This is a genomic window from Pseudomonas sp. FP1154, assembly GCF_030687245.1.
Taxonomy (GTDB): domain Bacteria; phylum Pseudomonadota; class Gammaproteobacteria; order Pseudomonadales; family Pseudomonadaceae; genus Aquipseudomonas; species Aquipseudomonas rhizophila.
On the sequence record NZ_CP117465.1, the window covers coordinates 2816135 to 2829257 of the forward strand.

The window sequence follows — 13123 nt, forward strand, 5'->3', positions numbered from 1 at the left end:
CATGCTCCCGACTGAAGAACAGACTCAAATCAGCGACGTGGCCCGGCAGTTCGCTCAGGAGCGCTTGAAACCGTTCGCCGCTGAGTGGGACCGCGAGCACCGCTTCCCTAAGGAAGCCATTGCTGCAATGGCCGAACTGGGTTTCTTCGGCATGCTCGTGCCGGAGCAGTGGGGCGGTTGCGACACCGGTTACCTGACGTATGCCATGGCACTGGAAGAGATCGCCGCCGGCGATGGGGCGTGCTCGACCATCATGAGCGTGCACAACTCGGTGGGCTGCGTGCCGATCCTCAAGTTCGGCAACGATGAACAGAAGGCCAAATTCCTCACCCCCCTGGCCAGCGGTGCGATGCTCGGTGCCTTTGCATTGACCGAGCCCCAGGCCGGTTCGGACGCCAGTAGCCTCAAGACCCGGGCACGGTTGGAGGGCGATCACTACGTGCTCAATGGTTGCAAGCAGTTCATCACCTCCGGGCAGAACGCCGGGGTGGTGATTGTGTTTGCGGTGACCGATCCGAGCGCCGGCAAACGTGGCATCAGTGCGTTCATCGTGCCTACCGATTCGCCGGGCTACAGCGTGGCGCGGGTCGAAGACAAACTGGGCCAGCACGCCTCCGACACCTGCCAGATCCTGTTCGAGGATGTCCGTGTTCCGGTGGGCAACCGTTTGGGGGAGGAGGGCGAGGGCTACAAGATCGCCCTGGCGAACCTGGAAGGCGGGCGGGTCGGTATCGCGGCGCAGTCCGTGGGCATGGCCCGCGCGGCGTTCGAAGCGGCCCGCGACTATGCTCGCGAGCGGCAAAGTTTCGGCAAGCCGATTATCGAACACCAAGCCGTGGCGTTCCGTCTGGCGGACATGGCCACCCAGATCGCCGTGGCGCGGCAAATGGTCCATTACGCCGCTGCTTTGCGCGACAACGGGCAGCCGGCGTTGGTGCAAGCGTCCATGGCCAAGCTGTTCGCCTCGGAAATGGCCGAAAAAGTCTGCTCCATGGCGTTGCAAACCCTGGGCGGTTACGGTTACCTCAACGATTTCCCGCTGGAGCGCATCTACCGCGACGTGCGGGTCTGCCAGATCTACGAAGGCACCAGCGACATTCAGCGCATGGTCATTTCGCGCAATCTTTGAACAGGAGTCCTGCATGAGCTACGAAACGATTTTATTGGAGATCAAGGACCGCGTTGGCCTGATCACCCTCAACCGTCCCCAGGCGTTGAACGCCTTGAACGCGCAGATCGTCAGCGAGCTGAACCAGGCGCTGGATGCATTGGAGGCTGATCCAAAGATTGGCTGCATCGTGCTGACCGGCTCGAAAAAAGCCTTTGCCGCCGGTGCGGACATCAAGGAAATGGCCGAGCTGACATACCCGCAGATCTACCTCGATGACTTGTTCAGCGACAGCGACCGCGTGGCTAACCGGCGCAAGCCGATCATCGCGGCAGTGAACGGGTTTGCCTTGGGCGGTGGTTGCGAACTGGCGTTGATGTGCGACTTTATCCTGGCCGGTGACAATGCCAAGTTCGGTCAGCCGGAGATCAACCTGGGCGTACTGCCGGGCATGGGCGGCACCCAGCGGCTGACTCGTGCAGTGGGCAAGGCCAAGGCCATGGAAATGTGCCTGACCGGCCGTTTCATCGATGCAGTGGAAGCGGAGCGTTGCGGCATCGTTGCGCGCATCGTGCCGGCTGATGAATTGCTCGACGACGCGCTGAAAACCGCCGCTCTGATTGCCTCCAAGTCGGTGCCCATCAGCATGATGGTCAAGGAAAGCGTCAACCGCGCCTTTGAAGTCAGCCTGTCCGAAGGTGTGCGTTTCGAGCGCCGGGTCTTCCATGCGGCATTTGCGACGCAGGATCAGAAGGAAGGCATGGCGGCATTCGTGGCCAAGCGGGCGGCGGAGTTTCAGGACAAGTAATGCGGCGTCCTGACTGACGCCATCGCGAGCAGGCTCGCTCCCACAGGGTTCGGAGGTGTACACAGAGATTGCGTACACCAAAGATCCCATGTGGGAGCGAGCCTGCTCGCGATGCTTTTTCAGCCATCACACCAGGTAGTTCTTTAACTCCCGGGCAATCACCATCCGCTGTATCTCGCTCGACCCTTCATAGATCTGGGTAATCCGCGCATCGCGGTAGTAGCGCTCCACCGGATAATCCTCGAGATACCCATACCCGCCATGAATCTGCATGGCCGAGGAGCAGACTTTTTCGGCCATTTCCGAGGCGAACAGCTTGGCCTGGGAGGCTTCCGACAGGCATGGCTTGCCGGCGCTGCGCAGGCGGGCGGCGTGGAGGATCAGCAGGCGGGCGGCGTTCAGGCGGGTGTGCATGTCGGCCAGCAGGTTGGCGATGCTCTGGTGTTCGATGATCGGCTTGTCGAACTGCACCCGGTCCCGCGCGTAAGCCAGGGCCGCTTCAAACGCCGCACGGGCGATGCCCAAGGCCTGCGCCGCGATGCCGATGCGGCCGCCTTCCAGGTTGGAGAGGGCAATCGCCAGGCCTTTGCCGCGAGCCCCCAACAGGTTGGCTTCGGGGATGGTGCAGTTGTTCAAGGTCACGGCGCAGGTATCCGAAGCGCGGATGCCCATCTTGTGTTCCGTGCGATCGACGATGAAGCCCGGCGTGTCGGTCGGCACCAGAAACGCCGAAATGCCTTTCTTGCCCAGCTCAGGATCCGTCACCGCAAAAACAATCGCCAGTTTCGCCCGCTTGCCGTTGCTGACGAATTGCTTGGCGCCATTGATCACCCAATGGCCGTCCCGCAGTTCGGCGCGGGTGCGCAGGTTGTGGGCTTCGGACCCGGCTTGGGGTTCGGTGAGGCAGAAGCAGCCAATGGCCTGGCCGCTGGCCAGATCGGCCAGCCAGGTCTGTTTCTGTTCGTCGGTGCCGAAATTGAGGACCGGCCCGCAACCCACCGAGTTGTGAATGCTCATCAGCGCCCCGGTGGCGCCATCGCCCGCGGAGATTTCTTCCACCGCGAGGGCATAGGCCACGTAATCGACGTAGGTACCGCCCCATTCCTCGGGCACCACCATGCCCAGCAGGCCCAACTCACCCATCTTCGCCACCAGGGCGTCGTCGATCCAGCCGGCTTTTTCCCAGGCCTGGGCATGAGGGGCGATCTCGCCGCGGGCAAAATCCCGGGCCATGTCGCGGATCATTACTTGCTCTTCGGTCAGCTCAAGGTCGTGCATGGTTCAGTTCCCGTGGTCGTCGAAGCCGTCGAAGAAACTCGCCACGTGGCGCTTGTCCAGCGCCTCCAGGGTCGGCGGGTTCCACTGCGGGTTCTTGTCTTTGTCGATGAGCAAGGCGCGCACGCCTTCGATCAGGTCGCCGCGCTCGAACCATTGACGGTCCAGGTGCAGTTCCAGGGCAAAACAGTCTTCCAGGCTCAAATGCCGGCCGCGACGCAGCATTTCCAGGGTTACGGCCATGGCCAGGGGCGAGCGGGTCTCCAGCAGGTCGGCGGTTTTCAGCGCCCACTCATGGCTGTTGGCGACGGTGACCTGACGCAACTGCTCGACCATGCTGGGCACGTCCGCAAGGGCAAAGAAGTGATCGATGGCCGGGCGCAGGTCGGCCAGAGGCGGGGCAGGCAACTGCTGCATGCCGAGTTTCGCCAGCAGGCCTTGCAGGTCCTTGAGGGGCGTGTCGTGCCATTCCAGGCGGTCGAGACGTTCATCGAGCCGATCGAGCTTGTCGCTGTCCAGATACCAGTCGGCCAGCCCGCAATACAGCGCGTCGGCAGCACGGATCTGTACGCCACTGACTCCCAGGTAGATGCCCAGTTCGCCAGAAATACGCGGCAGGAAATAGCTGCCCCCGACGTCGGGGAAGTAACCGATGGCGACTTCCGGCATGCCCAGGCGGCTGCGTTCGGTCACCACCCGCAGGTCGGCACCTTGCGCCAAGCCCATGCCGCCGCCCAGGACGAAACCGTCCATCAAGGCGAGGATGGGTTTGCGGTAGTGATGAATCGTCAGGTCGAGGGCGTATTCCTCGACGAAAAAGTCTTGGTGCAGGTTGTCGCCCTGCTTGTGGCTGTCGTACAGCGAGCGGATATCGCCGCCGGCGCAAAACGCTTTCTCGCCGGCACCACGCAGTACCACGGCGCGGATCTGTGGGTCCATAGCCCAGGTATCGAGCTGTTGTTGCAAGCTGCGCACCATTTCCAGCGTCAGGGCATTGAGGCCGGCGGGGCGGTTCAGGGTCAAGTGGCCGATATGGTTGCGTACTTCGACCAGCACTTCATGAGCCACGGCTCCGATGGGTCCCGAGGCTTGTGATGAAACCTGAGCTGTCATCGCTAACTCCCTGCTTTTATTGTTCTTTATGAATTGTGTCGCGCGTACCCGGTCAGGATCGTACCAGTGCAAATTTGCCTTGCACAACCGGGATACGTGCAGGTCCTGTCTGCATATTTATAGCAGCCTCAGGCTCAGCCGCGACCCGAGAGGACTTCCGTGATGCTGCGACGCCTGGCATTGCGTTCGCTGGCGTGGATCAATTGCTCGAGATCTTCGGGGGTTACGTCAAAGAATGCTTCCATTTGCTCAAGAGCGAGCTTCAAGTCCTCAGCCGTAATGGCCTGACGGTCGACGGGCGAATGGTCGGCGGGAATGATCGGCGTCGGCTCGCTGGCGCGCTTGGGATAGCGCACGCGCGTCAGGTTGTTGTAGGCCAATGCACTCAAGAGCAGGGTGGAACCGGCCAGCATCGCGGCACCGACAGCTTGCCAGTCCAGGGCGATGATCGACGGGTCGGCCAATACCATCGTCGCCGCCAGGGCACCCGCCGGAGGGTGCAGGCAACGCAGCCAGCACATCAACACCAGCGCCATGCCGGCCGCCAGACAGGCGCTCCCCAGGGTACGGCCCAGGACATGGGCCACCAGCAATGCCACCACCGAGGCGCACAAGTAACCGCCGAAGATCGACCAGGGCTGGGCGAGGGCGCCTGAGGAGACGGCAAACAACAGCACGGCCGAGGCGCCGAGTGGGCCAATCAAGTGTTGCGCCACCTCAAGGCCAAAAAACTGGCCACACAGCCAGACACTGAACATCGTACCCAGGGCCATACCGATGGCGGCCCGGCTCCATTCGGTGGGGCGGGTATTGATAGCAGCGGGGAACCAGCGAGAAAGCATTAAGCGAAAATCCAAAAAACGAACAAAAAAAGGGGCTTACGGGAGAATCCCTGAAAGCCCTTTAAGTGTTCCAACAGTTGGGGGAGGAACGATGCACAGTGTGCCGTTCGCGGCCCTTGCTTACAAATTCATATTAATGCTGTTTGAGTGCACTTATTTTGAGGTAAAGAAGATCATGCGCTTCTGGACGCTTGAAACCAGGTTTGCTGAGCGATAGGCAGGTTGCACGATTGCCCGCGCCCTATGGGGAAATAGGTAAAGCCCTTGTCTGCCATGCGGTCCGGGTCATACAGGTTGCGGCCATCGAAAATCACCGCAGCCTTGAGCCGTTGCTGGATCAGGTCGAAATCCGGCGCCTTGAACGGTTGCCATTCAGTGCAGATCACCAGTGCATCGGCCCCCGGCAAAACCGATTCCGGCGTGCCCATCAACATCAGCTTCGATTCGTCGGGATACAGCTGCTGGGTCTGCTGCATGGCCTCGGGGTCAAAGGCGCGGACACTGGCACCGGCACCCCACAACGCCTCCAGCAGGGTACGACTCGGTGCGTCGCGCATGTCGTCAGTGTTGGGCTTGAAGGCCAAGCCCCACACCGCGAAGGTTCTACCGCGCAAATCGCCTTTGTAGAACGCCTGGATGCGTTCGAACAGCTTGTGTTTCTGCCGCTGGTTGATGGTTTCCACCGCTTGCAACAGATCGCTGGAGCAGTGGGCTTGCTCGGCCGTGTGGATCAGTGCGCGCATGTCCTTGGGAAAACACGAGCCACCGTAGCCGCAACCCGGGTAAATGAAGTGATAACCGATGCGCGAGTCCGCGCCGATGCCCAGGCGCACGGCTTCGATGTCAGCACCCAGGTGTTCCGCCAGCTCCGCGATCTGGTTGATGAAGCTGATCTTCGTCGCCAGCATGCCGTTGGCTGCGTACTTGGTCAGCTCGGCGCTGCGCAGATCCATGAACAGGATCCGGTCGTGGTTGCGATTGAAGGGCGCGTACAAGTCGCGCATGGTGTCGCGCACTTCATCGCGTTCGCAGCCGATCACAATGCGATCCGGGCGGCGACAATCGGCCACCGCCGAGCCTTCCTTGAGAAACTCGGGGTTGGACACGATATCGAACTGCAACAAACGGCCGGCCTTGAGCAGGCATTTGTCGATGTGCGCCCGCAGGGCGTCGCCGGTGCCCACCGGTACAGTGGATTTCTCCACGACAAGGACCGGTTGCTCGCGGTAACGAGCGACCGCCTCACCGACGGCCAGGACCTGACTCAAATCGGCCGAGCCATCTTCCCTGGAAGGCGTACCCACAGCGATGAACAGCACCTGGCCGTGCTGCACCGCGAGCTTTTCATCGTGGGTGAAATGCAGACGTCCGGCCTCCAGCCCCTCACGCACCAGCGCGGCCAGACCAGGTTCGAAAATACTCACCTGGCCCTGGCGCAGGCTTTCGACTTTCTGTTCGTCTATGTCCATGCACACCACGTCATGGCCCACCTCGGCCAACACCGCCGCTTGCACCAATCCCACGTAACCACTACCAAATACACTGATTTTCATGGCGGACTCCCTGGATCATTTCCGAACGGGCAGGCACGTACAACCCGCACATCGCCGCAATGCGCGCATCAGCAGAATAAGTCGGGGATATTTCAGTTCGCTGACAGGCTGCAGCGGTTGCGGTCAACCCGTGGGCAAGAGAGGGGAAGCCACCCTGGTCTGAACGTGTGGTGTCAAACTCGCCGCTACGCGGCAGTTTTCAGGCCTTGACCCAGCGTTGACGACTCCAACTGCTCAGCGAGTCGACCGCGAGGACCAGCAGCAGCATCGCCAGAATCACCGTGCTGGCCTGCGCCTCCTGGAACAGGCTGAGGCTGACATAGAGCATTTGCCCCAATCCGCCGGCGCCGACGAAGCCCAGCACGCTGGCCATGCGGATGTTGTTTTCCCAGCGGTACAGGATGTAGGCCAACAGCTGCGGCATCAGGTTGGGCAGGGTGCCGTAACAGAACGCCCACACGGCATTGCCGCCTTGCAGGCGAATGGCTTCGGCCGGTTCGGGTGGGGTGTTTTCCAGCGCTTCGGCGAACAGCCGGCCGAGCACGCCGGTGGTGTGCAGCGCCAATGCCAGGGTGCCGGCATTGGGGCCCAGCCCAGCAGCCAAGACCATGAGCGCCGCCCACACCAGTTCGGGAACCGCGCGCAAGGCGTTGAGTACCAGGCGCGAGGCGCTTTGCATCGGCCAACCGAAGCGCCCGGCGGCGGGCAGGGCCAGGACCAGGCCGAACACAGCGGCGAGCAGGGTGCCAAGGGCGGACATGGCGATGGTTTCCAGGGCACCGTGGCCGATTGCTTTCAGATGGCTCGGGCTCAGGTCCGGGCTGAGGAAACGCTGGGCATAAGCGCCCATCCGGTTCAGGTTGCCGCTGTCGCCAAGCTGGCCGAGGTCGATGCCCAGATAGGCGAACGAGGCGACGACGGCTGCACCGATGCACAGGAGCAATATCGCGTTGAACAGGCGGTTCATGCCAGCCTCCAGCGCAGCAGGCGACTGAGTTGATCGGCCAGCAGGACCAGGACGAGGAACGTCAACAGCATGCTGGCCACTTCACCGCCGGCGAACATGCGCAATGACAGGTCCATTTGTTGGCCCAGGCCACCGGCACCGACGAAGCCCATCACCACCGAGGCGCGGATGGCGCACTCCCAGCGGTACACCGTGTAGGACAGCAGCTCCGCTGCGACATTGGGCAGGATCCCGTAGCAGAAGGCTGTCAGTCGGCCGCTGCCAGCCTGCAACAGTGCATGTGCCGGACGCTGGTCGACCGACTCGTAGATTTCCGCGTAGACCTTGCCCAACATGCCGCTGTAGGTAATGGCGATGGCCAATACCCCGGCAGTCGGACCCAGACCGACGGCGCGGACGAAGAGCAGGGCCCAGACGATTTCCGGCACGCTGCGCAGGAAGATCAGCAGACCGCGTACCGGCCAGCGCAGCAGTTGCCCCCAATAGCTCGGTTGGCCACCCCGGGAGGCCGCAGACAGCGAAAGCGCACGGCTGGCCAGCAGGCTGGCGGGAACGGCGAACAGCAATGCCAAAGCCATACCCGCCGTGGCAATGGCCAAGGTCTGCAAGGTGGCTTGCAATAGCAGCTCAATGAACGCTTCGCCATGGGCCGGTGGCCAGAAGGCCGAGACAAACCGGCCCATCTCGCTTTGACTGTCGCTCGTCACCAGCTCGCCAAGGTCCAGCTCGCTGAAGTGGATGCCCGGCCACAGCAGGACAAGCGCCAACAGGCAGAGCAGCAGGCGAGGGCCGCTGGCGGGGTCTCGGGTATCGCGTGTCAGCATCGCGGGATTTGCACACTCAAGGGGGAGGGCGGTGGAGGCGAGGGTATCAACTGCTCATTGGCGTAGAGCTTGTCGAGCCGCTCACGGTCGACGGCATCGGTCGGCAGATCGAACAGGATCTGTCCGTCACGCAGGCCGATGATCCGCGAAAAGTGCGCCAGGGCCAGGTCCACCGCATGCAGGCTGGCGACCAGGGTGACGTTGTGCTCCCGGGCATGGCGACAGAGCACTGAAAGGGTGTGCTCGGCCAGCACCGGATCCATGGCCGAAACAGGTTCATCGGCCAACAACACCTCGGGTGCCTGATACAGCACCCGGGCAATGCCAACGCGTTGTAACTGCCCGCCGGAGAGTTGCTGGCATTGCGCGAACAGCTTGTCGCTCAGATCCAGCCTGGCCAATGCCGCCCGTGCGCCGGGAACATCCAGCGGGTGCAGCAGATTCAGCAGGCTCTTGCCCATGCCCCACTGACCCAGTTTGCCGGCCAGCACCGCAGTGATTACGCGCTGGCGCGGTGGCAGGGGCGGCGCTTGGTGGATCAAGCCGATGCGCGCGCGCAGGCGCTGTCGTTGGCGGGCAGATAACTGCCAGGCCGTTTCACCGAGCACCTGCATTTCGCCCTGACCCGGTCGCAGGGCCGTGCCCAGCAGATTGAGCAGGCTCGATTTACCCGCACCGGACGGACCGATGATGGCGACCTGTTCGCCGGCACCGATGTGCAGCTCCACGCCACGTAGCGCCTGGACACCGTTGGCGTGGGTAAGGCTGACCTGGGTCAGATGTAATGTCATTTGAGCAATTCGGCGGCGCGTGCGGCTTCCTCGATGCCCTTGTAGTTCTCAGGCTTGGTTTCGATGAAGCGGCTGGCAGCCTGCAGATCGAGGATTTCCTTGTCCTTCGGATTTGCCGGGTCGAGTGCGAGGAAGGCTGCCTTGATCTTGGCTGCCAGCGCCGGATCGAGCGTTCCGCGCACCGTCCAGTTGTAGTCGAAGTAGGCCGGGGTGGTGGCAAACACCTTGACCTTGGCGGTGTCGACCTTGCCGGCGGCGACCAGTTTTTCCCAGACGCTGGCGTTCAGTACCCCAGCGTCCACTTTGCCGGCCTGGACCCAGGCGACGGTGGCGTCATGGGCGCCCGAGTAACCTACGCGGCTGAAGTAGCTTTCCGGCTTGATGCCGTCCTGGAGCATGAAATATCGCGGCATCAGGCTGCCAGAGGTGGAAGACACTGAACCGAATGCAAAGGTCTTGCCCTTGAGGTCGGCGAGGGATTTGACCGCAGGGTCGGCGGTGATGAATTTACTGGTGAATTGGGCGTCCTGCTCGCGCTGCACCAGCGGGATCGCATTACCGGTTTTCAAGCGTGCTTGCACGAACGTGAAACCACCCAGCCAGGCCAGGTCGATGCGGTCGGTCGCCAGCGCCTCGACCACCGCGGGGTAGTCGCTTACGGGAATGAACTCGACTTTCATGCCGGTCTGTTGTTCCAGATAAGCGCCCAAGGGCTTGAACTTGCGCAGCAGTTCGGTAGGGGCTTCATCGGGAATCGCGCTGACTTTCAGGGTGTCGGCGGCCTGGGCCAGCAAGGCGCTGAAAGACAGGGTCAAGCCGACGGCCAATGCCAGGGAACGCTTGAGCATGGAAAATCTCCGGTACGTTAACGCAGGAATATTGAAGCGCCAGGCACTCGCGAACAACCGCATGGCGCTTTGTGAGGGTAGACGAATGAGTGTGATAACGGTCGTTTTTGGCCCTGGTGAATCTCGGCCATCCAGTCACAATGCGCGGATCCTACAAGCTCGAACGCGCGATGCAAACAGTTCTTGGCTGTTACCGCCCCCTGGGACTGGATTGTCCCGAGCGTTTACGATTTTTTCCATAGTCTGAATGATGTAGCCTCGCAGCGGCTATATGTCAGTTCGCTATCAGAGGTTTGCTGTGTCCAGGATGATCGAGCCCCGAGTGCGCTATGGATGCCTGCTTCATGTTGTATGTTGGTTCTATCTGAGTGGGGCCCAGGCCGATGATCAGGATCCTGGTGCTGAACAGGCGGAGGCTGGCCGGCCTTCGGTCTTGGTACTCGACGAGGTGAAGGTCACTGCCCGCCACCGCGAGGAGCGCGTGCAGGCCGTGCCGATTGCCATGAACGTGCTCAATGGCGAGCAATTGAACGATGCCGGCATCTACCGTACCGAGGACCTGCAGCAGCGCGTGCCGAGTCTGTTGGTGGCCGTGCCCAGTGCGCGTTACGCCAGCTACGGTATTCGCGGACTCGGTTCGAGCTCCTACAACGATGGCCTGGACGGCAGTGTCGGGGTGTTTCTCGATGGGGTTTACCTCGGGCGCCAAGGCATGTCGCTGGTCGACCTTGTCGATATCGAGCGGGTCGAGGTGTTGCGGGGGCCACAGGGCACCCTATATGGCAAAAACACCACGGCAGGTGCGATCAACATCAGCAGTCGCGCGCCCACCTTCGAGCCGCAAGGCAATGGCGAGGTGTCGGTCGGCAGTGATGGCCTGCGTCAGTATCGCGGTACGGTTTCAGGCGCGCTGATCGATGGTGTATTGGCAGGGCGCCTGACCGGCTACGACGTAGAGCGCGATGGGCTCATAGAGAACACTTACGACGGCAGCCACCTGGGTGACCAGAACCGCCAGGGCCTGCGGGGACAGTTGCTGTGGACGCCGAGCGAAACATTCAGCGCGCGACTGATCGGTGAATATGGTTGGCAGGACGAGCAGGGCAATGTCTTTGCGGCCAGCAACTACAGCCAGACGAGCATTGATCGAGCCGCCTTCGTTGGCTACCGCCAACTGCCGATAGATCCTTATGCGCGTCGCGTGCAGCAAGACGAACCGAACACGGTGAAGACGCTGCAGACCGGCACTACGCTGGAGTTGAACTGGCTGCTCGACAGCGGCGCCACGCTGACCAGCATCAGCGGTTACCGCGACTGGACCTATGATGCGGACCAGGACGGCGATGGCATGCCGCTGTCGGTCGCCGAAAACGCCGCCGTGAAACTCGATCACCATCAATTCAGCCAGGAGTTGCGCCTGGCCGATTCGCCCAACGAACACTTCGACTACGTGGTGGGCCTTTATTATTTGCGGCAGAAGTTGAACCGCGAGGTGGGCGTGCGTTTCGGCGAGGACGCGGCCGCTTATTTTCTGGGGGATCGCCCGGAAATCGACTGGCTGGGCATTACGCCCGGAATGATTGCCCCGTCATTGCTCGATGGCGCGCAGCAGGACTTCGACGGTCAGCAGCGCACCGACAGCCGCGCCGTGTTCGGTCAACTCACCTGGCATGCCACGGACCGCCTGGCGATCACACCAGGGCTGCGTTACACCCGCGAGCGCAAGCAGGGCTGGCTGTCGCGCAGCGTTTCGGGGTTGGCGCCACTGGGCCCTGACCTGATCTCGCAGTTGGCGGGCCCGTTGCTGCGCAGCGTCGCACTCGGCGGCGAGTACTACCGACGTGATGCGATCGAGGAGAGCAATCTTTCCGGACAATTGACGTTCAGCTACCAGTTTGCCGATGACCTGCTCGGCTATGCCAGTTGGTCACGCGGTTATAAGGCCGGTGGAATCAATCTCGACGTAATCGGCCCCAATGTCTCATCGACATTCGATGCGGAGCGGGTCACTTCGGTCGAGGTGGGCCTCAAGCGCAGCTTCTGGAACGAACGAGGCGTGCTCGATCTGGCTGTGTACCAGGCCGATGTCGACGACTACCAGGCATTGACCAACCGTGCGCCGGCGGACCAGTTCTCGCCGCCGATCCGCGACAACCTGATCAATGTCGGCAAAGTGCGCCTGCGCGGGATCGAACTGGACGCGCAGCTACGTGCCAGCGAACGGGTTGACCTGAGGCTGGGGATCGCCTGGAGTGACGCACGGTACCGGGATTTCCCCAACGCACCGTGCTCGCCAACCAGCGCGCAGTGGTCGTGCGATTTGGGAGGTCAACGCGTGTTCAACGCTCCAGAGTGGAACGCCAACGCCGGAATCGACTATCGCTACCCACTGGAGCATGGCCTGGAGCTGTTCAGCGCCCTGGACTACAAATTCCGCAGCGGTTACTACGGCACGCTCGAAGGTGGCCAGGGCAGCTACCAGCCATCCTATGGGCTGACCAACCTGCGTCTTGGACTGCGCCGCAGCAACAGGCGTTGGGAAGCCGAACTGTGGGCGCGCAATCTGTTCGACGAGAACTACATCACCGCCGTTTACCCTCGGCTTGGTGCAGGTGATTACGGAGTGCTTACCGGCGACCCGCGCAGCATGGGCATGACGTTGCGCACGCGCTGGTAGTTTGGTGGTTGCCGTGATGACGCTCGCCAAGGGATTGGTGCGCGGTGAATTGGTTTTCAGTGATGCTTGGGGTGATGGTGAGGGGAAGCGTCTGGTGGAAAATCTGCTGGATAGTCCGGCTGGTAGCGACATACTTTGTTACGTGTAATGTATATTATGTTAAACGCGATGTATGAAGGTGTTTACTCATAGTGTCACCTGCACCCTAAAACCGGGCTTTGCCACGAATTACCAGAATCCTCCGAAATCAACGACCTATGCTCCCTGCCTCCAGAGCCTTCGAGCTTGCCGTCGGCTTCGGCCACCGGTCCCTCAGA

General features: G+C 61.7%; 11 protein-coding genes. 3 read left to right on the forward strand and 8 right to left on the reverse strand.

Annotated features, from left to right (window positions below; genetic code table 11):
* Position 1: 1 nt before the first annotated feature.
* Positions 2-1129 (forward strand): acyl-CoA dehydrogenase, encoded by a 1128-nt coding sequence (locus PSH91_RS12765; RefSeq protein WP_305468388.1) that lies wholly within the window; start codon positions 2-4, stop codon positions 1127-1129.
* A 13-nt stretch (positions 1130-1142) separates the two neighbouring features.
* The gene (locus PSH91_RS12770) at positions 1143-1916 is read left to right on the forward strand and encodes an enoyl-CoA hydratase (RefSeq protein ID WP_047226494.1); all 774 of its coding nucleotides are present in this window, start codon (positions 1143-1145) and stop codon (positions 1914-1916) included.
* A gap of 126 nt (positions 1917-2042) precedes the next feature.
* On the opposite strand, the gene PSH91_RS12775 is transcribed toward PSH91_RS12770, so the two are convergent.
* From PSH91_RS12775 to PSH91_RS12810, 8 genes are all read right to left on the reverse strand, one after another.
* Positions 2043-3194, reverse strand: a complete 1152-nt coding sequence (locus tag PSH91_RS12775) for an acyl-CoA dehydrogenase family protein (protein ID WP_047226493.1) — start codon at positions 3192-3194, stop codon at positions 2043-2045.
* Between the two features lie 3 nt (positions 3195-3197).
* Positions 3198-4304: an enoyl-CoA hydratase/isomerase family protein gene (locus PSH91_RS12780; protein WP_160892691.1), complete on the reverse strand. Its 1107-nt coding sequence runs from the start codon at positions 4302-4304 to the stop codon at positions 3198-3200.
* A gap of 134 nt (positions 4305-4438) precedes the next feature.
* On the reverse strand, positions 4439-5146 hold the full coding sequence (locus tag PSH91_RS12785; protein WP_305468389.1) for an HPP family protein: 708 nt from the start codon (positions 5144-5146) through the stop codon (positions 4439-4441).
* A gap of 173 nt (positions 5147-5319) precedes the next feature.
* Complete coding sequence (locus PSH91_RS12790; protein ID WP_305468391.1) at positions 5320-6699, reverse strand: UDP-glucose/GDP-mannose dehydrogenase family protein; 1380 nt, start codon at positions 6697-6699, stop codon at positions 5320-5322.
* Positions 6700-6898: 199 nt separating this feature from the next.
* Positions 6899-7666, reverse strand: a complete 768-nt coding sequence (gene phnE / locus PSH91_RS12795; protein WP_305468392.1) for a phosphonate ABC transporter, permease protein PhnE — start codon at positions 7664-7666, stop codon at positions 6899-6901.
* Positions 7663-8490, reverse strand: coding sequence for an ABC transporter permease (locus tag PSH91_RS12800; protein ID WP_305468393.1), 828 nt, complete (start codon positions 8488-8490; stop codon positions 7663-7665). Before PSH91_RS12800 ends, phnE begins: the two co-directional genes overlap by 4 nt.
* Positions 8484-9281 carry a phosphonate ABC transporter ATP-binding protein gene (locus PSH91_RS12805; protein ID WP_047226487.1) on the reverse strand — a complete coding sequence of 266 codons (798 nt, stop codon included), beginning with the start codon at positions 9279-9281 and terminating at the stop codon, positions 8484-8486. Before PSH91_RS12805 ends, PSH91_RS12800 begins: the two co-directional genes overlap by 7 nt.
* Positions 9278-10129 (reverse strand): putative selenate ABC transporter substrate-binding protein, encoded by an 852-nt coding sequence (locus PSH91_RS12810; protein ID WP_107322490.1) that lies wholly within the window; start codon positions 10127-10129, stop codon positions 9278-9280. The genes PSH91_RS12805 and PSH91_RS12810 overlap by 4 nt, the downstream gene beginning before the upstream one ends.
* 433 nt (positions 10130-10562) lie before the next feature.
* On the opposite strand from PSH91_RS12810, the gene PSH91_RS12815 reads away from it, so the two are divergent.
* Positions 10563-12806, forward strand: a complete 2244-nt coding sequence (locus PSH91_RS12815) for a TonB-dependent receptor (protein ID WP_240539545.1) — start codon at positions 10563-10565, stop codon at positions 12804-12806.
* Positions 12807-13123: the final 317 nt, after the last annotated feature.